We start from the raw sequence: 19,060 nt of genomic DNA, 5'->3' as shown, positions 1-19,060 counted from the left end.
AAAACCAAGCTCAATGCTCGCCAGAACACCAGGACTCGACCCCCATTCCCTTCCCACTCCGAAGCACCTCCCGAGGAACGGTCTTGAACCCCACACCCACCCCTGACGGCAACTCCAACGAGGCAAACCCTCACTACGCGCAGACCCTGACGGCGTCGCCCGAGTCCGTTCCCCAGCAGCAGCCCCGCAACCTGGAAGCCCGGCTTCCCCGGAACCCAGAAAAGGATCAACCGCGCGGCACAGCCTCCGACCTCCTGGAGCACCCAGACCCCCACACCGCCGCCCAGGCCGCGGCCGTAGAGAACCTCCTGCGCTGCTGGGTACGCGAAACGAACCTCCCCGCCCCCACCGACGGCACCCTCCACATCCCCCTCCCCGCCAGCGGCACGGCCCTGCTCGCCCAGGTCCACTACTGGTCACCGTCGGGCTGTCACCGCTTCGGTCTTCCGTACCTTTCAACCGCTCCCTACGGCGCACCACCGGTCGACGCGGTGACCGTCGCGGCGTTGCTCGCCAGGGAGACGGTTGCGCGCGGCGACGGCTCCGGGACGGGGGCCGAGATGCCGGACGGCGCCTTCGAGGGAGAGGTGTCCCAGGAGACTGGCCGCCGCGTCGCCGGGAGTACTGACGTGTCGGCAAATCCCACCGCCAGCAAGCTAGTTGAAGAAGTAGTGGTAGCGACTGGGGCTACGGCATCCGCAGCAGCACGGGTACCGGACACGGGGACCGACCTGGTCGCCCGCGTAGCCGACTCCGTCCGCCGCACCGTCATCTTCATCACCGAACGCCGTATCCATCCAGCCGACGGCCCCGACCTCTTCCTCTCCGCCGAACAGGCTCTCCTGCTCGGACACCCACTGCACCCGACCCCGAAGAGCCGCGAAGGTCTCTCAGACGCCGAAGCCCGCCTGTACTCACCGGAGTTGCGCGGTTCCTTCCCCCTGCACTGGCTGGCCGTCGCACCCTCCGTCCTCGCCACCGACTCCGCCTGGACCGAACGTGGCCGCCCAGTCACCGCGGCCCATCTCACGGCCCGACTCGCCGGCCCCGAACTGCCGCTGCCGGAGGGCCACTCCGCCCTTCCCCTGCACCCCTGGCAGTGGCGCGAGATCCGACAGCGAGCCGATATCTCCGCCCTGCTCGACGCCGGTCTGCTCCAGGACCTCGGTCCTCATGGCGCCCCGTGGCACCCCACCTCCTCCGTACGAACGGTCCACCGATCTGGCGCCCCCGCCATGCTCAAGCTGTCCCTGGGCCTCCGCATCACCAACTCCCGTCGTGAGAACCTCCGCAAAGAACTCCACCGTGGCGTCGAGGTGCACCGCCTGCTGCGCACCGGCCTCTCCCGGCAGTGGCGCGCCGCCCACCCGGACTTCGACATCGTCCGCGACCCGGCGTGGCTGGCCGTCGACGCGCCGGCGGAGTCGGCCGAGTCGGGCGCGTTGGACGAGTACGGCGCCGATCCGCGAGAGCGTGGCGCAGGTGCGAGCGGGGTCGGTCTGGCCGAGGACGGTTGGGACCGTGATGGCCGTGCCGGCCGTGCCGGCCGTGCCGAGCAGCTTGCCCGTGTGCCCTTGGCCGGCATCGACGTGGTGATCCGGCACAACCCGTTCAGCCCGTCCGACGACGTGTCCTGCGTCGCCGGGTTCGTATCACCTCGGCCGTACGCCGGGCGGAGTGCCGCTACCGAGGGACCGGCACCGACTCCGAACAGCAGCGACCCCGCGTCCGGCGCACCACTGCTGCGGTCTCGTCTGGCCGACGTCATCACGGGCCTCGCCGCGCGGACCGGCCGACCGTGTGGCGCGGTCGCCGCCGAGTGGTTCCTGCGCTACCTGGAGCAGGTCGTACGTCCCGTGCTGTGGCTGGACAGCGAGGCGGGGATCGCCCTGGAGGCGCACCAGCAGAACACGCTGCTTCTGCTGGACGGCGAGGGCTGGCCCGTAGGCGGTCGCTACCGCGACAACCAGGGCTACTACTTCCGCGAATCCCGACGCGCTGACCTCGACGCCCGGCTTCCCGGCATCGGCGAACACAGCGACACCTTCGTCTCCGACGAGGTCACTGACGAACGCTTCGCGTACTACCTCGCGATCAACAACGTGCTCGGCCTCATCGGGGCGTTCGGCTCACAACGCCTCGCCGACGAGCGGCTGTTGCTCTCCGCGTTCCGCCGCTTCCTCGGCGACGTGGCCAGCGGTCCCGCCCGACTGCGCACCTCCCTGCCGGCCCACCTGCTCGACTCACCCGTTCTGCGCTGCAAGGCCAACCTGCTGACCCGACTGCACGGCCTCGACGAACTCATCGGCCCGGTCGACACCCAGTCCGTCTACGTCACCATCGCGAACCCCCTCTACTCCTGACCGACGCCGACGCTGACGGTCGCGGTCCCCCTTCAGCCCGGCCGTCACGAACCACTGCTGATCGTCCAACTCCCTCCGCCGCTAAGGAACATGACCCACCCCATCTCCTGAGAGGAGCGTCACCGTGCCGCCCATCGATGCGAGCGCCGACTCCGCGACCGTCCCCGGCTTTGCCCCACGCTCTAGCCCGAGTGCAAGCGCAGTGGCGACTACAAGCCAGAGTCCACGCACGGACTGCGAGGACACCCTCGACCTCCGCCTGCCCGAGGAGTTCTTCGCACTCTGCGCCGAGACAGACGGAGTTGGCGTGGCCGCTCACGGCGAGGCCGACCCCATCGAGCGACAGAACCCGACACCGGATGCGGAGGTCACGTCCCGGCTCGCCTTCGAGGCCAGGCCGACCTCCGACGCCTCACCCACCTCCGACGCCCCGCCCAAACCCAACACCTCGCCCCGCATCTACATCCCGCTCACCCCGCACACCTCACCCACCACCGACCTCCTGGACCACATCGGCGACTGGGGCCCCACCCGCACCCCCGCAGGCCCCTTCCACCTCCTCCCCGTCCACATCGAACGCGACCTCCCCTTGATCCACCGCTGGATGAACGACCCCGCAGTCGCAGAATTCTGGGAACTGTCCGGCCCCCAAGCCCTGACCGAGAACCACCTGCACGCCCAGCTCACCGGCGACGGACGCAGCGTTCCCTGTCTCGGCGTGCTGGATGGCACCCCGATGAGCTACTGGGAGATCTACCGGGCGGACCTCGATCCACTGGCCCACCACTACCCCGCCCGACTCCACGACACCGGCATCCATCTCCTCGTCGGCAACGGCACCGACCGGGGACGGGGGCTGGGCGGCACCCTGCTCCGGGCCGTAGCCGACCTCGTACTGCACAAGCGCCCCGCCTGCGCCCGCGTCATCGCGGAACCCGACATTCGCAACACCCCTTCGGTGGCTGCTTTTCTGGGCGCGGGTTTCCGCTTCTCCGCCGAGGTGGACCTGCCAGACAAGCGGGCCGCCCTCATGGTCCGAGACCGTCCCTTGCGCGATCTGCTCTAGCGCCACGCGGTGACCCCGTCACAAGCGCAACGGAGCCGCACCATCCGAACCCGCCGCATCCGCCCACCCCGAACCAGCCGACCACCGCACCCGCCCCTGGCTCACCCGCCCCCGGCTCACCCCGGCCCGGTCCCCATCCGACACAAACCAACAACCAGCCCGATCACCACTCGCCCCCACCCGATCCGCACTCGCCCGCACCCCGATCCGCACTCGCCTCAAACCGATCCGCCCCCGAACAAAATCCACCCCACCCCAAAGCCCACACCCCCCGATCCACCCCCGCTCCCCATCCGTGATCACCCGGTTGTCAGTCCCGCCCCGTAGGGTGGTCGCGCTATGACGAAGCCCTCACTCCCCGAACTCCTGCATGCTGCCGTCACTGCCGTCGGCGGTTCGGAGCGCCCCGGCCAGGTGACCATGGCCGAAGCCGTCGCGGAGGCGATCGACGACGGTTCCCATCTGCTGGTCCAGGCAGGCACCGGCACCGGAAAGTCGCTCGGCTACCTCGTGCCCGCGCTCGCGCACGGGGAGCGTGTGGTCGTGGCGACCGCCACCCTCGCGCTCCAGCGCCAGTTGGTGGAGCGCGACCTGCCCCGCACGGTCGACGCCCTGCACCCCCTGCTGCGCCGCCGCCCCCAGTACGCGATGCTCAAGGGCAGGTCGAACTACCTGTGTCTGCACCGCCTCCACGAGGGCATGCCCCAGGACGAGGAGGAGGGCCTCTTCGACCAGTTCGAGGCGGCCGCCCCCACCAGCAAGCTGGGCCAGGACCTCCTACGGCTGCGCGACTGGACGGACGGGACCGAGACCGGCGACCGGGACGACCTCACACCCGGAGTCTCCGACCGCGCGTGGGCGCAGGTGTCGGTCTCCTCCCGTGAGTGCCTGGGCGCCCAGAAATGCGCCTATGGAGCGGAGTGCTTCGCCGAGATGGCCCGTGAGCGGGCCAAGCTCGCGGAGGTCGTCGTCACCAACCACGCGCTGCTCGCGATCGACGCCATCGAAGGCGCCCCCGTCCTCCCGCCGCACGAGGTGCTGATCGTCGACGAGGCGCACGAACTGGTCTCGCGGGTCACCGGAGTGGCCACCGGCGAGCTCACCCCCGGCCAGGTCAACCGCGCGGTCCGTCGCGCCGCGAAGCTGGCCAATGAGAAGGCCGCCGATCAGCTCCAGACCGCCGCCGAGGGCTTCGAGCGGCTGATGGAGCTCGCCCTGCCGGGTCGCCTGGAGGAGATCCCGGAGGACCTCGGTTACGCCCTCATGGCGCTGCGCGACGCCTGCCGTACGGTCATCTCCGCGATCGGCGCCACCCGCGACAAGTCCGTGCAGGACGAGGACGCGGTCCGCAAGCAGGCGCTGGCCTCCGTGGAGAGCGTGCACGACGTGGCGGAGCGGATCACCAACGGCTCCGAGTGGGACGTCGTCTGGTACGAACGCCACGACCGCTTCGGTGCCTCCCTGCGCGTCGCCCCCATGTCCGTGTCGGGCCTCCTGAGGGAGAAGCTCTTCACGGACCGCTCGGTGACCCTGACCTCCGCGACCCTGAAGCTCGGCGGCGACTTCAATGGCGTAGGGGCTTCCCTCGGGCTCGCCCCCGAGGGCACGGCGGGCGAGGATCTGCCGCAGTGGAAGGGCGTCGATGTCGGCTCGCCCTTCGACTACCCGAAGCAGGGCATCCTGTACGTCGCCAAGCACCTCGCACGCCCCGCGCGGGACGGCGACCGGGCCGACATGATGGACGAGTTGACGGAGCTGATCCAGGCAGCCGGCGGTCGCACCCTGGGCCTCTTCTCCTCGATGCGGGGCGCCCAACTCGCGGCGGAGGAACTGCGCTCCCGCATCCCGGAGTACCCGATCCTGCTCCAGGGCGAGGAGACGCTCGGCGAGCTGATCAAGAACTTCGCGGCCGACCCGAAGACGTGCCTCTTCGGCACGCTGTCGCTCTGGCAGGGCGTCGACGTCCCCGGAGCGAGCTGTCAGCTGGTCGTCATGGACAAGATCCCGTTCCCGCGCCCGGACGACCCGCTGATGAGCGCCCGCCAGAAGGCGGTTGAGGACGCCGGGGGCAACGGCTTCATGGCGGTGGCCGCCACCCACGCGGCGCTGCTCATGGCCCAGGGAGCCGGCCGTCTCGTCCGCGCGTCGGGTGACCGGGGCGTGGTCGCCGTCCTCGACCAGCGGCTGGCGACGGCTCGCTACGGCAGCTATCTCAAGGCGTCACTGCCCGACTTCTGGTACACCACGGACCGTAACCAGGTCCGGAGGTCGCTGGCCGCGATCGACGCGAAGGCGAAGCAGGAGGAGGCCGAATCGGCGAAGGGTGCAGCCGAAAAGGGGGCCGAATCGGCGGAGGAAGCAGCCGAATCGGCGTGATCCGGGAAAGGGTTGGTCCGGCGCCGCCTGGCCGACCCGCGGTGCCCGGAGCCGGGCAGCACAGGCCCCCGGAACCCCGGGCAGCACAGGCCCCCGGAACCCCGGACAGCACAGGACCCCGGAACCGGCGCAGGGGTCCCGGGGTCCGGTCTGGGGGCGAGGCCGATGGTGCCCGCCCGCCGCGGCCGTCACACGCGCCGCAGCACTGCCACCACCTTGCCGAGGATCGTCGCGTCGTCGCCCGGGATCGGCTCGTACGCCGAGTTGTGCGGGAGAAGCCAGACGTGGCCGTCCTCGCGCTTGAAGCGCTTGACGGTGGCCTCGCCCTCGAGCATGGCGGCCACGATGTCGCCGTTCTCGGCGACCGGCTGGCGGCGCACCGTGACCCAGTCGCCGTCGCAGATCGCGGCCTCGATCATCGAGTCACCGACGACCTTCAGGACGAACAGCTCACCGTCACCGACCAGTTGGCGGGGGAGGGGGAAGACGTCCTCGACGGACTCCTCGGCGAGGATCGGGCCACCGGCGGCGATCCGGCCCACCAGCGGGACGTACGACGCGGCGGGCTTGCCCGCGGTGTCCGTGGGCTGTACCGACGAGGACTGGTCGGAACCGCGGACCTCGTACGCGCGCGGGCGGTGCGGGTCGCGGCGCAGGAAGCCCTTGCGCTCCAGTGCCATCAGCTGGTGTGCGACCGAGGACGTGCTGGACAGGCCCACGGCCTGGCCGATCTCGCGCATCGACGGCGGGTAGCCCCGTCGCTGCACCGAGTCCCTGATGACCTCGATGACCCGGCGCTGCCGGTCCGTGAGCCCCGAGCTGTCCGCCCGGATACCGGGAGGTCGGCCCGGTAGCGAGCGCTTGTGTCCCTCGGGATTCGCGGCTTCGTTCATTGCATGCACCGGCTCGAGTCGGCCCTGGGAGCGATCCTGGGCAGTGATGGTGGCACTGTCTGCGGTGGTGGTCACGTCGGCCCCTCTCGATGGTCTCCCTGCTGGACAACGGTAGTTGCTTTCGAAAGGTTGCGCCAAACACACGTTCGAGTGAAAAAGTACAGATAGCCTGTCGCGATCATGCGTCTGGGTGTATGGCTAACGCGGCACCTGGCGGACAAAAGAGGTCATTGTCGACCTCTTCGCCGCCGGGGTGGTGGCCTCGCGGGTTGTCGCCACAGTCTGCCACCCGGTGTCCCGGCGGTCGGGGGCCGGTCCCGTTCTGTGCGGGAGTCCCACGCCTCCTCCGTGCCGCGCTCACGGTATCTCCGTATGTGGCCTGGCGGTACGGCTGTGCGCCCGCGTGTTCGGGGCGACGGGATGGCCGTATGGCACATGCCAATACGGGTGCGACACGCGCGTGCCGCGTGTTTGTGTGAGCCAATCACCACATCTAGTGGTTGGATTGCTACAGCAGCCCAGAAGTTGTGGTCCCCCGGGTCTCCAGAGTCCCGGCCATCGCCTATGCTGGGGGCTGCTTCGAGAGGCCCATGGGGTCTCACGAGGCTATTGAGTCTGCTGTGAGGGAGGGTTGGAGACCATGCACTGCCCCTTCTGCAGGCACCCCGACAGCCGTGTGGTCGACAGTCGTACGACCGACGACGGCACGTCGATCCGCCGGCGCCGCCAGTGCCCTGACTGCTCCCGTCGTTTCACGACCGTGGAGACGTGCTCGCTCATGGTGGTCAAGCGGTCCGGAGTCACCGAGCCTTTCAGTCGTACCAAGGTCATCAACGGCGTGCGCAAGGCATGCCAGGGACGGCCTGTCACCGAGGACGCACTCGCCCAGCTCGGCCAGCGGGTCGAAGAGGCGGTGCGGGCCACCGGAAGCGCCGAACTGACCACCCATGATGTCGGGCTGGCCATACTCGGCCCATTGCAGGAGCTCGACCTCGTCGCCTATCTGCGATTCGCCTCCGTCTACAGGGCGTTCAACTCCCTTGAGGACTTCGAGGCCGCGATCGTGGAACTGCGGGAGGCGACGCCAGGCCCCGCCGCGGACGACGAAGACGCGGCATCGGGGAGCCAGGAAGACGACGGCGGGCGCGGAGGGACTGTTCAGGTCCCCGTGCCCGTCCACTCCGCCGACTGACCGACGGACCGGAACCGGGCGGAGACCCCGGGTCCGGTCGGGCGGCGGCGTACCAGGATTTGTCGCGGAGCCATGAGCGTGTGGGCTGCCGTGACACCAGACAAACACTCTGCCACGGGAACATCGTGGCATTTTCGGGCGTTTTTGCCTGTAGAGGGAGGCGGCATGACAGAGACGGCGAGCGGTCCGGCACGAGGTTCCCGCGCGAAGGGCACCAAGGCCACCAAGGGACTGCGCATCGAGCGTATTCACACCACCCCCGGCGTGCATCCGTACGACGAGGTGGAGTGGGAGCGCCGTGACGTCGTCATGACCAACTGGCGCGACGGCTCGGTCAATTTCGAGCAGCGTGGCGTCGAGTTCCCCGCCGAATGGGCGGTGAACGCGGTCAACATCGTCACCAGCAAGTACTTCCGCGGTGCTGTGGGCACCCCGCAGCGCGAGGTGAGCCTCAAGCAGCTCATCGACCGCATCGTGAAGACGTATCGGAAGGCCGGCGAGGACCACAAGTACTTCGCCTCGCCCGCCGACGCCGAGATCTTCGAGCACGAGCTGGCGTACGCCCTCCTGCACCAGGTCTTCAGCTTCAACAGCCCCGTCTGGTTCAACGTCGGGACCCCGCAGCCCCAGCAGGTCTCGGCCTGCTTCATCCTGGCCGTCGACGACTCCATGGAGTCGATCCTCGACTGGTACAAGGAAGAGGGCATGATCTTCAAGGGCGGTTCCGGCGCCGGCCTGAACCTCTCGCGCATCCGCTCCTCCAAGGAACTGCTCTCCTCCGGCGGCAACGCCTCGGGTCCGGTCTCCTTCATGCGCGGTGCCGACGCCTCCGCGGGCACCATCAAGTCCGGTGGCGCCACCCGCCGCGCGGCCAAGATGGTCATCCTGGACGTCGACCACCCCGACATCGAGGACTTCATCCAGACCAAGGTCAAGGAAGAGGAGAAGATCCGCGCCCTGCGTGACGCGGGCTTCGACATGGACCTGGGCGGCGACGACATCACGTCGGTGCAGTACCAGAACGCCAACAACTCGGTCCGCGTGAACGACACGTTCATGAAGGCCGTGGAGAACGGCGACAAGTTCGGCCTGACGTCCCGCATGACCGGCGAGGTCATCGAGGAGGTCGACGCCAAGCAGCTCTTCCGCAAGATGGCCGAGGCCGCCTGGGCCTGCGCCGACCCGGGCATCCAGTACGACGACACCATCAACCAGTGGCACACGTGCCCGGAGTCCGGCCGCATCAACGGCTCGAACCCGTGCAGCGAGTACATGCACCTGGACAACACGTCCTGCAACCTCGCCTCGCTGAACCTGATGAAGTTCCTCAAGGACGACGGCAAGGGCAACCAGTCCTTCGAGGTCGAGCGCTTCGCCAAGGTCGTCGAACTCGTCATCACCGCGATGGACATCTCCATCTGCTTCGCGGACTTCCCGACGCAGAAGATCGGCGAGAACACGCGCGCGTTCCGCCAGCTCGGCATCGGCTACGCCAACCTCGGCGCCCTGCTGATGGCGACGGGCCACGCGTACGACTCCGACGGCGGCCGTGCCCTCGCCGGTGCCATCACCTCCCTGATGACCGGCACGTCGTACAAGCGCTCCGCCGAACTCGCCGCGGTCGTCGGCCCGTACGACGGCTACGCCCGTAACGAGCAGCCGCACTTGCGCGTCATGAAGCAGCACTCCGACGCCAACGCCGTGGCCCCGCGCGCGGACGACCTGGACACCCCGATCTGGGCCGCCGCCACGGAGGCCTGGCAGGACACGCTGCGCCTCGGCGAGAAGAACGGTTTCCGTAACTCGCAGGCGTCCGTCATCGCGCCGACCGGCACCATCGGTCTCGCGATGTCCTGCGACACCACCGGACTTGAGCCCGACCTCGCCCTGGTCAAGTTCAAGAAGCTGGTCGGCGGCGGCTCGATGCAGATCGTCAACGGCACCGTCCCGCAGGCCCTGCGTCGCCTGGGATACCAGGAGGAGCAGATCGAGGCGATCGTCGCCCACATCGCCGACAACGGCAATGTGATCGACGCCCCGGGCCTCAAGCAGGAGCACTACGAGGTCTTCGACTGCGCCATGGGCGAGCGTTCCATCTCCGCGATGGGCCACGTCCGCATGATGGCCGCGATCCAGCCCTGGATCTCCGGCGCGCTCTCCAAGACGGTCAACCTGCCGGAGACGGCGACCGTCGAGGACGTCGAAGAGGTCTACTTCGAGGCGTGGAAGCTGGGCGTCAAGGCGCTCGCGATCTACCGCGACAACTGCAAGGTCGGCCAGCCCCTCTCCGCGAAGACCAAGGAGAAGGAGAAGGCCGAGGTCACCGCCAAGGCCGAGGACACCATCCGCACCGCGGTCGAGAAGGTCGTCGAGTACCGTCCCGTCCGCAAGCGTCTCCCCAAGGGCCGCCCGGGCATCACGACCTCCTTCACGGTCGGCGGCGCCGAGGGCTACATGACCGCCAACTCCTACCCGGACGACGGTCTCGGCGAGGTCTTCCTGAAGATGTCGAAGCAGGGCTCCACCCTCGCGGGCATGATGGACGCCTTCTCGATCGCCGTCTCCGTGGGCCTGCAGTACGGCGTCCCCCTGGAGACGTACGTCTCGAAGTTCACGAACATGCGCTTCGAGCCGGCCGGCATGACGGACGACCCGGACGTGCGGATGGCGCAGTCGATCGTCGACTACATCTTCCGCCGCCTGGCGCTCGACTTCCTGCCCTTCGAGACGCGCTCCGCGCTCGGCATCCACTCCGCCGAGGAGCGTCAGCGCCACCTGGAGACCGGTTCGTACGAGCCGACCGAGGACGAGGTCGACGTCGAGGGCCTCGCCCAGTCGGCGCCGCGCGCCCAGGAACTGAAGGCCGTGGCCGCGCCCAAGGCCGTCGCCGAGGCGGTCAAGCCCGCCCCGCAGCAGGCGCACACCAGCGCCGAGCTGGTGGAGATGCAGCTGGGCATCCAGGCCGACGCCCCGCTCTGCTTCTCCTGCGGCACGAAGATGCAGCGGGCCGGTTCCTGCTACATCTGCGAGGGGTGTGGCTCGACCAGCGGATGCAGCTGATCAAGAGCACCTGCTTGAGGTGAATTAGCTGGTCAGGGCGGTGAAGCCGGTATCAGGGCTTCACCGCCCTCAGCATGTCCGGGCCCCGGGCGAATCAGGTTTCCCAGCGGAACGATCAGCAGATAATCTCCCTCGACGCGCATAGCGCGCGCACCGGGGAGGGTGGGGGCATGGTCGACAATTCAGTCGAGCCCGAAAAAGGTATGAGGGCGGGGGCCCAGGCGGTCGCGGCGGTGGTCGTGGTCGGGGGTGTCGTGGGCGGCATGTGGGGCCTCGGGGGAGTCCTGCCGAAGACGTCACAGGCGGACAGCAAACCGGCGACCTGCTCGGCGAGCACGGACAAGTCCCTGCCGGCGAAGTACGTCTCGCCGGCGCAACTCTGCACGGCACTGAACCGCTCGGACCTTCCGGCGCTCCTGGGGACCCCGGAAGAGCACGCGGAGACCGCCGGGGGCAGCGCGGGCTGGATGACACTGGCGGGCGGCACCAAGATCGCCAGCCCGGAGGCGGACGTCGACCTGAGGACGTACTCCGTGCGGCTGTCGGCGTCCTACGACGACATTCCCGTCGCCGAGGCGGCCCGGTACGCCGACTCGACCTCAGAGGTGAAGATGGTCCTGGGGCACCCGGCCGTCCTCTACTCGGACCGGACCATCGCCATCAGCTTCAACCTCGGCGGAGGCAAGGCCAGTACGGGCCCCGGGGGCATCGCCCGCAGCCTGCTGGTCTCCACGAGCGCGAAGGACGGCGGAGACTCCTTCGAGATATCCATCTGGCGTCAGGACGACGTGCCGCCCGACGACGAGGCGCTGTTCCGCATCGCCCAGGAGGTGCTGCCGACGGTCCCGGGCTGGACCGCCGGCTGACGAGCGACGAGCCGTCCGCGACGGGCTCAGGGCTGCTGAGCCCGGCCCATCGTCCCGGTGAAGGTCGCGGGGTCGTCCTCGAAGCCCCGGATGCCGGGATGGAAGTCCCAGCTCCCGGAGTCGTCGCGGACGAACTCCCCGACCGTCGCCGCCGTAGCACCGAGGACGTCACCGAAGTCGTTCTCGGTGAGGACGGTGTACCCCTCGCGGATGCGCAGCTTCGGGTTGAGCACATTGACGAACGTGCGGTGCGCGACGCGCTGTTGGATGACGACACCGACCACCACGCGCGCGTACCGCTCGGAGAGCCGGTCGAGCTCCAGTGTCATGACCTCGTCCCAGCCGAAGCCCTTGCCGTCCTTGCTGTCCCGGTTGAGATAGATGGTCCCGTCGGGGGAACGGCTGTCGAAGTACACCGCGTACGCGGGAGCACCGTACAGATCGTCCGCCACATACGTGGTGGCGACGATGTCCAGATCGACGGGCGGCTCTCCGGTGGGACTCGGATCCCACTGGAGCCCGACTTCGGCCTTGCGGATCCCCTTGCTGAGGCCGTTCACCACAGTTCCCCTTCCCCGTTCGCCTCGAACGCGCGCCCCAACTACCGGGCGATCAGCGTGCGTTGTCCATCGTGCCACGCGCGCGGGGGCGTATGCGCCGACGATCTCAGCCGGAGCGTGACCGGCGCCACGCTCCGTGGCCTTACGATGGCGCGGTGCTGGTCAAGTGGATTCGCTGCACCGTGGTGGACCGCCGCGGCTTCGAGCGCGGGCAGCGAAAGTGGGCGGGGCTTCTGGGGGAGCCGGGATTTCGGGGACAGGGGGGAGGCTGGAGCAGAGCGCGGCCAGGAGTGGCGCACATCTTCGCGTTCTGGGAAAGCCGTGCCTTCTACGACTCCTTCATGGCCCGATCCCATGACCGGCTGGCGTCGGCCCAGGTGGGCACCTTCAAGGACGCGCAGGCCAAGCTGTTCGACCACCGCTTCGACGTGAAGACCGGCTTCGAGCCGCGCTTCACCGACGCCGACCTGGTGCGGGTCGCCCTGTGCCGGGTCCACGAGGAGCGCGCGGAGCACTTCACGCTGATGCAGGAGAAGGTCTGGAACCCGGCGATGGCCGGTTCCCCCGGCATGCTCCGCGGGCTGTTCGGCGAGGCCCCGGGACACGAGTTCATGGTGCTGTCCATGTGGCAGTCGGCCGCGGAGCACGGCAAGTACCGCACCGAGCGGGTCGAGCGGCTCGCCCTGCGGGCACAGATCGAGGCGGACATCGATTCCCTCACCGGGGACATCGTGCAACTGGAACCGTCCTGGACGGTTTGACATCCCAACTGACGCCCCCAGGCGTCCCGCTCTGTGAACCGACGTCACAGGCGTCCCCCTGTGTGAATCGTGCGCCCCTATGTGGCCCATCGGACCCAATTCGTGTGACCTACGCCGTATGGAGCCCGTACGAGTGCTCGATATGCCGTCACTCGATCTAGGGTTTTGGCATGGCACGACCACGGCGCATCGTCCTTGTCCGGCACGGCGAGTCAACGGGCAATGTTGATGACACTGTGTACGAGCGTGAACCCGACCATTCCCTGGCGCTGACCGACCAGGGCTGGCTCCAGGCGGAGGAGACCGGCAAACGACTGCGGGAGGTGTTCGGCCGCGAGCGCATCAGCGTGTACGTCTCCCCGTACCGCCGCACCCACGAGACCTTCCGCGCCTTCCACCTCGATCCCGACCTCGTCCGCGTACGCGAGGAACCCCGGCTGCGCGAGCAGGACTGGGGGAACTGGCAGGACCGGGACGACGTACGCCTCCAGAAGGCCTATCGGGACGCCTACGGGCACTTCTTCTACCGCTTCGCCCAGGGCGAGTCCGGCGCCGACGTCTACGACCGGGTCGGCGGCTTCCTGGAGAGCCTGTACCGCAGCTTCGAGGCCCCCGACCACCCTCCGAACGTGCTCCTGGTGACCCACGGCCTGGCCATGCGGCTGTTCTGCATGCGCTGGTTCCACTGGACTGTCGCGGAGTTCGAGTCGCTGTCGAATCCGGGGAACGCCGAGATGCGGATGCTCGTTCTCGGTGAGGACGGCCGGTACGCGCTGGACCGGCCTTTCGACAGCTGGCGGGACCCGGAGCCTTACGGGATCAGCGGATAGGGTGACCCACCGATGACCTCTGACTCCTCTCCCGACTCCTCTGCCGGGCGCCTGGATCGCGCCCTTGCCAGCCTGCGTGGACTCGCCGTGGGCGACGCGCTCGGCTCCCAGTTCTTCGTCCCCGCCAACTACCCGCTGCTCAAGCGCCGCGACTTGCCCCCGGACCTCTGGCAGTGGACCGACGACACGGAGATGGCGTGCTCCGTGGTCGCCGTCCTGGCAGCCCACCGCCGCATCGACCAGGACGCCCTGGCACACTCCTTCGCCGAGCACCATGACTTCGACCGCGGCTACGGCCCGGCGGTCAACCGCCTGCTGCGCCTCGTCCGCGAAGGGGGCGACTGGCGTGAACTGTCCGCCGCCCTCTTCGACGGACGGGGGTCGTGGGGCAACGGCGCGGCGATGCGGATCGCGCCCCTGGGCGCCTGGTACGCCGACGACCCCGAGCAGGCCACCCACCAGGCGGAGATCTCGGCCTACCCCACGCACCAGCACCGTGAGGCCGTGGTCGGCGCCATGGCCGTCGCGGCGGCCGCCTCGCTGGCCGCCGCCCCCGGCGGTCCGCCCAGCGCCGAGGCACTCCTCGACGGCGTCATCGCACTCGTCCCGAAGAGCGCCGTCGGCGCGGGCCTGCGCCGCGCCCGGGACATGCTCGACTACGCCGATCCCGGCACCGTCGCGGCCGTCCTGGGCTGCGGACGTCGTACGTCCGCTCACGACACGGTGCCCTTCGCGCTCTGGTCGGCCGCGCGCGGCCTCGGCGACTACGAGCGGGCGTTCTGGACCACCGCCCAGGTCGGCGGAGACGTCGACACCACCTGCGCCATCGTGGGCGGCGTGATCGCCGGCGCGAAGACGGGGGCGCCGCCCGCCGCATGGCTGGAGCGGACGGAGGCGCTGCCGGGCTGGGTTCAGGCGTCGGTCTGACGTCCTGAACCTGCGGCCCGGGCAGCGCCCCCCGCATTCGATCGAAACTCTCTGTGTTTTTCGGGAACTCTCCGTGACCGGCCGTCCGTTGTCGTGGCAGTCGCCGTGCGGGACATGAGTCGGCGCAGACAGGACACGACAGCTGCGGGGGTGGTCATGAGGTGGTTTTCGCTGGTGCCGGTCGGCCGGGTCCCGACCGGGCCCGGCGGCCGGTCAGCCCGCCCCCGCCGCCACCCCCGCGCCCGCTGTGCCCGCGAGGGCTTCGAGGTCGCTCTTGCGCACCCGGATCACGAACCAGGCGGTGACCAGGGCGAGGGTGGCCATCGCGGCGGCCGGGACGAAAGCCGTCGAGATGCCGTGCGCGAGCACTTCACTGCCCCAGGGCGCCGGCAGTCGGTGCGTCTTGGCGAACTCCGCCTTCTGCTGCGCCGAGCCGTCGGCCAGGAACTTCGGCAGCTGCTTCTTCAGCTCGTCCCTGCTGGCCGAGCCGAACACCGTGGTCAGGATGGACAGGCCGAGCGAACCACCCACCTGCTGGGTGGTGTTGAGCAGTGCGGAGGCCGCGCCCGCCTCGTGCGGGGGGACACCGGAGACAGCGGTCACCGTCAGGGTCACGAAGTTCAGGCCCATGCCGAAGGCGAACACCAGCATCGGGCCGAGCACTCCGCCGGCGTACGAACTGTCCGGCCTGATGAAGCTCTCCCAGATCAGCCCGATCACCGTGAGCGTCGAGCCGATCAGCATGAGGGGCCGCGGGCCGAGCACCGGCAGGAACCGCTGGGACAGACCCGCGCCGGCCCCGATCGCCACCGTCAGCGGCAGGAAGGCGAGACCCGCCTGGATCGGGCTGTACTCCAGCACGTTCTGCACGAAGAGCACGATGTAGAAGAACATGCCGAACATCGCCGCGGTCAGGGTCAGCATGATCACGTAGGTGCCCGACCGATTGCGGTCGGCGAACATCTTGAGCGGGGTGATCGGCTCCTTGGCCCGGGACTCGATGAGCCCGAAAGCCAGCAGCAGGACGATCGCGGCGGCGAAGGACCCGATGGTCACGCCGTTGCTCCACCCCTTGTCCGCCGCGTGGATGAAGCCGAACACGAGGGTCGCCATGCCCGCCGTCGAGGTCAGCGCGCCCGCGATGTCGAACCGGCCGGTGATCCGTTCGGACTCGCTGATGTACACCGGCGTGAGCACGGCGATCAGCACGCCGATCGGGACGTTGACGAAGAGCACCCAGCGCCAGTCGAGCCACTCCGTGAGCATGCCGCCCGCGAGCAGTCCGAGCGCGCCACCGCCCGCCGAGACGGCGGCGAAGACGCCGAACGCCTTGTTCCGCTCCGGGCCTTCGGGGAACGTGGTGGTGATGAGGGCCAGCGAGGTCGGCGAGGCGATCGCGCCTCCGGCGCCCTGCAAGACGCGGGCGGCGAGCAACTGCCAGGGTTCCTGGGCGAGCCCGCCGAGCAGCGAGGCGAAGGTGAAGAGCAGGATGCCGGTCATGAAGACCCGGCGGCGGCCGAGGATATCGCCGGCCCGGCCGCCGAGCAGCAGCAGACCGCCGAAGGTGAGCGTGTAGGCACTCACGACCCAGGTGAGGTCGGTGGTACTGAAGCCGAGGGCGACTTGAATGTGCGGGAGGGCGATGTTCACAATCGTGCCGTCGAGTACCACCATGAGTTGGCAGGCCGCGATGACTGTGAGCGCGATACCGGGATGCCCCTCCCGACGGGCCGCCCCCGGTTTCGGGGTTTCGATCGACTGAGAGGTTGTCACGATGGGTCCCCCACAAGTCCGTTAGTGAACGCCAGCGTTCACTGTCGCGGCAACGGTAGTGAGTCCCAGACAGTGAACGCAAGCGTTCACTTAAGCCGTCTTCGTGCGGTCCGGACCCCTGGCCGATGCCGCATGTCCTGTTCTCGTTCCCTGGACACCCCGTTCACCTCTGCTCGCTGGAGACACTCAGATGGTTACCTCGGGCGGGACGGCCTCCGCAGTTCCGACGGCCTCCCTCCGTCGCCGCGGCGCCGTGCTCGAACGCGCGATCCTGGACGCCGCGTTGGACCAACTCGGCACGGTCGGATGGAACGCCCTCACGATGGAGGGCGTCGCCGCGGGTGCCCAGACCGGCAAGGCGGCGGTCTACCGGCGCTGGTCGTCCAAGGAGGACCTCGTCGCGGACGCGCTACAGGCGGGGCTGCCGGGCATGAGCGAGGCGCCCGACCTCGGGACCGTGCGCGAGGACCTGCTGGCGTTGTGCGTGCAGGCGCGCGACGCGATGTACTCGCGCCCCGGATACGCCCTGCGCTCCGTGATTCACGAATGCGACACCGCACAGGCGGAGCGCTTCCACAGTGTGATCTTCGAAGGGGTCGTGGAGCCCACGATCCGACTGCTCGGAGAGGTGATCAACCGCGGAATCGAGCGGGGCGAGGTCCGCGCCGACGCCTCCAACAGTTACGTCCTGGACGCCATCCCGGCGATGATGATGTACCGATCGAAGATGTGCGGGAGTGAATGGCCGGACCGCGATCTCGAGGAGATGATCGACCAGTTGATGCTTCCGCTGCTCCGGTCCGGCGGTGCGTGAAGCGGGAGGGGGCCGGTCCGGAAGGGGATCTCGGAAGGCTGGGTGTCGCGGAGGGTTCCGCGCGGCGTAGGCTGATCCCGCCATGCCGTACGAAGCACCCACTCACACCGTCGAGCGCTCACTCCGCGCCACGACCGGGGCCAAGGTCGTTGCCGGCGTCGACGAGGTGGGGCGCGGCGCGTGGGCCGGTCCCGTCACCGTCTGCGCGGCGGTCACCGGACTGCGCCGACCCCCCGAAGGCCTCACCGACTCCAAGCTCATCGCGGTCAGACGACGCACCGAACTCGCCGAACAGCTCCGCAAGTGGGTCACTGCGTACGCCCTCGGACACGCCTCTCCGGAGGAGATCGACAGCCTCGGGATGACGGCTGCGCTGCGGCTCGCCGCGGTGCGTGCCCTGGAGGCCTTGCCGGTTCGCCCCGACGCGGTCATCCTCGACGGTAAGCACGATTACCTGGGGGCTCCTTGGCGGGTCCGTACGGTGATCAAGGGCGACCAGTCGTGTGTGGCGGTCGCGGCCGCTTCCGTCATCGCCAAGGTTCAGCGCGACAAAATGATGGCCGAACTGGGCATCGACCATGCAGACTTCGCTTTCGCGGCCAACGCCGGGTATCCCTCTCCCGTGCACAAGGCCGCACTGGAGGAGCGGGGCCCCACCCCGTACCACCGGTTGTCGTGGGCGTATCTTGATGCGCTGCCCCAGTGGCGGCACCTCAAGAAAGCCCGCAGTTGGGCGGAGGGAAACGTTCCGGAGATCGAGGGCCAGCTCGGCTTCGACTTCTGACCGTTCCGCTCGCACTCATGTGCCACCCGCTGCCGCAAGCCGCATCAGCGTTTGATAAAAATCAGCTCATGCCTCTCATTCCCGAGGAGCCTCAGATTCACGAGAGTGCCCAGGGTCCCAGCGCCACTCCGGCCAGCAGCCGTGTCGTGCCGACCCCCCGCCCTGTTCCCGGTCCCCGCCCCGCGGCTCCGTCGCGTCCCGGTCGCCCCGGCCCCCTGCGGCCGACGGCACCGGCGCAACGTACGCCGCGCGACGTGGCCGTGGCCAAGCCCGGACCCTCGGGTCCGGCTGTTCCCGCCTCCTCCGACACCGCTGTGGCGACCCCGCAGATCCAGCTCATTCCGGCCTCGGCCGAGGGCGCTCTGGACGCTGCCGAGGAAGCCGTAGACCTGCTCCTGGAGTCGGGTCGTGCCCCCGGTGACGTGCTGGTGATCACCACCGGCGAACCGCACCCGTGGGCCGCCCACGAACTGTCCTTCGGTGAAGCCTCCTACTGGGCGCAGCACGACGCGCGCGACGACGTCTTCTACGCGGACGCCGCCGTCGCGGGCCGGGCGACATCCCGTCCCGTCGTCGTGGTCGCCGTCAACGGAGGTCCCGCCGCCGTTGTCACCACCGCCCTGCCCCTGGCCCTCGGCCGGGCCGGCGCCCTGCTGATCGTCTGCGGTGACCCGCAGCAGATCAACTCGGTGCTGGGCGCGGGCGTCTGAGCCTTCCGGGAACTCCGGAAGGCATGGGGACGACGACGGCGGTCAGGTGAACGCCGTCGCGGCGGTCTGTGCACGGTGAGCCCTT

Annotated in this window: 15 protein-coding genes; 12 read left to right on the top strand and 3 right to left on the bottom strand. The window is 69.1% G+C overall.

Features of this window, described 5'->3' with window-relative positions; translation table 11 throughout:
* The first annotated feature begins 83 nt into the window (after positions 1-83).
* The 3 genes from ACIRB1_RS07235 (at position 84) to ACIRB1_RS07225 (ending at position 5,805) form a co-directional block, all read left to right on the top strand.
* Positions 84-2,363, top strand: a complete 2,280-nt coding sequence (locus ACIRB1_RS07235) for an IucA/IucC family protein (RefSeq protein WP_403464838.1) — start codon at positions 84-86, stop codon at positions 2,361-2,363.
* A gap of 124 nt (positions 2,364-2,487) precedes the next feature.
* Positions 2,488-3,429, top strand: coding sequence for a GNAT family N-acetyltransferase (locus tag ACIRB1_RS07230; RefSeq protein ID WP_403464837.1), 942 nt, complete (start codon positions 2,488-2,490; stop codon positions 3,427-3,429).
* Between the two features lie 339 nt (positions 3,430-3,768).
* On the top strand, positions 3,769-5,805 hold the full coding sequence (locus tag ACIRB1_RS07225; protein WP_403464836.1) for an ATP-dependent DNA helicase: 2,037 nt from the start codon (positions 3,769-3,771) through the stop codon (positions 5,803-5,805).
* Between the two features lie 188 nt (positions 5,806-5,993).
* Here the strand turns inward: ACIRB1_RS07225 and lexA are convergent, their stop codons facing one another.
* The gene (gene lexA, locus ACIRB1_RS07220; protein ID WP_026151025.1) at positions 5,994-6,773 is read right to left on the bottom strand and encodes a transcriptional repressor LexA; all 780 of its coding nucleotides are present in this window, start codon (positions 6,771-6,773) and stop codon (positions 5,994-5,996) included.
* Between the two features lie 565 nt (positions 6,774-7,338).
* On the opposite strand from lexA, the gene nrdR reads away from it, so the two are divergent.
* The 3 genes from nrdR (at position 7,339) to ACIRB1_RS07205 (ending at position 11,816) form a co-directional block, all read left to right on the top strand.
* Positions 7,339-7,890, top strand: coding sequence for a transcriptional regulator NrdR (gene nrdR, locus ACIRB1_RS07215; RefSeq protein ID WP_403464835.1), 552 nt, complete (start codon positions 7,339-7,341; stop codon positions 7,888-7,890).
* A 165-nt stretch (positions 7,891-8,055) separates the two neighbouring features.
* Entirely contained in the window at positions 8,056-10,950 is a 2,895-nt protein-coding gene (locus ACIRB1_RS07210; RefSeq protein WP_352185286.1) for a vitamin B12-dependent ribonucleotide reductase, read from the top strand.
* 170 nt (positions 10,951-11,120) lie between these two features.
* Positions 11,121-11,816, top strand: coding sequence for a DUF6215 domain-containing protein (locus tag ACIRB1_RS07205; protein WP_352185287.1), 696 nt, complete (start codon positions 11,121-11,123; stop codon positions 11,814-11,816).
* 26 nt (positions 11,817-11,842) lie between these two features.
* On the opposite strand, the gene ACIRB1_RS07200 is transcribed toward ACIRB1_RS07205, so the two are convergent.
* Complete coding sequence (locus ACIRB1_RS07200; protein WP_403464834.1) at positions 11,843-12,376, bottom strand: TerD family protein; 534 nt, start codon at positions 12,374-12,376, stop codon at positions 11,843-11,845.
* Positions 12,377-12,531: 155 nt separating this feature from the next.
* On the opposite strand from ACIRB1_RS07200, the gene ACIRB1_RS07195 reads away from it, so the two are divergent.
* From ACIRB1_RS07195 to ACIRB1_RS07185, 3 genes are all read left to right on the top strand, one after another.
* The gene (locus tag ACIRB1_RS07195) at positions 12,532-13,137 is read left to right on the top strand and encodes a YdbC family protein (RefSeq protein WP_266773220.1); all 606 of its coding nucleotides are present in this window, start codon (positions 12,532-12,534) and stop codon (positions 13,135-13,137) included.
* A gap of 170 nt (positions 13,138-13,307) precedes the next feature.
* Positions 13,308-13,967 carry a histidine phosphatase family protein gene (locus tag ACIRB1_RS07190; RefSeq protein WP_352185289.1) on the top strand — a complete coding sequence of 220 codons (660 nt, stop codon included), beginning with the start codon at positions 13,308-13,310 and terminating at the stop codon, positions 13,965-13,967.
* A 12-nt stretch (positions 13,968-13,979) separates the two neighbouring features.
* Positions 13,980-14,894 carry an ADP-ribosylglycohydrolase family protein gene (locus ACIRB1_RS07185; protein ID WP_403464833.1) on the top strand — a complete coding sequence of 305 codons (915 nt, stop codon included), beginning with the start codon at positions 13,980-13,982 and terminating at the stop codon, positions 14,892-14,894.
* Positions 14,895-15,107: 213 nt separating this feature from the next.
* On the opposite strand, the gene ACIRB1_RS07180 is transcribed toward ACIRB1_RS07185, so the two are convergent.
* The gene (locus ACIRB1_RS07180) at positions 15,108-16,667 is read right to left on the bottom strand and encodes an MFS transporter (RefSeq protein ID WP_403464832.1); all 1,560 of its coding nucleotides are present in this window, start codon (positions 16,665-16,667) and stop codon (positions 15,108-15,110) included.
* A 190-nt stretch (positions 16,668-16,857) separates the two neighbouring features.
* Here ACIRB1_RS07180 and ACIRB1_RS07175 point away from each other — a divergent pair, with 190 nt between their 5' ends.
* The 3 genes from ACIRB1_RS07175 to ACIRB1_RS07165 all read left to right on the top strand — a co-directional run bounded on the left by ACIRB1_RS07175 (position 16,858) and on the right by ACIRB1_RS07165 (position 18,975).
* Positions 16,858-17,481, top strand: coding sequence for a TetR/AcrR family transcriptional regulator (locus ACIRB1_RS07175; RefSeq protein WP_403464831.1), 624 nt, complete (start codon positions 16,858-16,860; stop codon positions 17,479-17,481).
* 82 nt (positions 17,482-17,563) lie between these two features.
* Positions 17,564-18,265 carry a ribonuclease HII gene (locus tag ACIRB1_RS07170; RefSeq protein WP_352185293.1) on the top strand — a complete coding sequence of 234 codons (702 nt, stop codon included), beginning with the start codon at positions 17,564-17,566 and terminating at the stop codon, positions 18,263-18,265.
* Between the two features lie 68 nt (positions 18,266-18,333).
* Complete coding sequence (locus ACIRB1_RS07165) at positions 18,334-18,975, top strand: hypothetical protein (RefSeq protein ID WP_403464830.1); 642 nt, start codon at positions 18,334-18,336, stop codon at positions 18,973-18,975.
* Positions 18,976-19,060: the final 85 nt, after the last annotated feature.

The sequence above is a fragment of the Streptomyces sp. NPDC096013 genome, assembly GCF_044763565.1.
In the GTDB taxonomy this organism is placed as follows: domain Bacteria; phylum Actinomycetota; class Actinomycetes; order Streptomycetales; family Streptomycetaceae; genus Streptomyces.
This window is presented reverse-complemented; position numbering and strand designations above follow the sequence as displayed.

Excerpts from the sequence above, each read along its gene's own strand:
- ACIRB1_RS07225 (WP_403464836.1), top strand. The coding sequence starts at position 3,769 with ATGACGAAGCCCTCACTCCCCGAACTCCTGCATGCTGCCGTCACTGCC.
- nrdR (WP_403464835.1), top strand. The coding sequence starts at position 7,339 with ATGCACTGCCCCTTCTGCAGGCACCCCGACAGCCGTGTGGTCGACAGT.
- ACIRB1_RS07210 (WP_352185286.1), top strand. The coding sequence starts at position 8,056 with ATGACAGAGACGGCGAGCGGTCCGGCACGAGGTTCCCGCGCGAAGGGC.
- ACIRB1_RS07205 (WP_352185287.1), top strand. The coding sequence starts at position 11,121 with ATGGTCGACAATTCAGTCGAGCCCGAAAAAGGTATGAGGGCGGGGGCC.
- ACIRB1_RS07190 (WP_352185289.1), top strand. The coding sequence starts at position 13,308 with ATGGCACGACCACGGCGCATCGTCCTTGTCCGGCACGGCGAGTCAACG.
- ACIRB1_RS07185 (WP_403464833.1), top strand. The coding sequence starts at position 13,980 with ATGACCTCTGACTCCTCTCCCGACTCCTCTGCCGGGCGCCTGGATCGC.
- ACIRB1_RS07175 (WP_403464831.1), top strand. The coding sequence starts at position 16,858 with ATGGTTACCTCGGGCGGGACGGCCTCCGCAGTTCCGACGGCCTCCCTC.
- ACIRB1_RS07170 (WP_352185293.1), top strand. The coding sequence starts at position 17,564 with ATGCCGTACGAAGCACCCACTCACACCGTCGAGCGCTCACTCCGCGCC.
- ACIRB1_RS07165 (WP_403464830.1), top strand. The coding sequence starts at position 18,334 with ATGCCTCTCATTCCCGAGGAGCCTCAGATTCACGAGAGTGCCCAGGGT.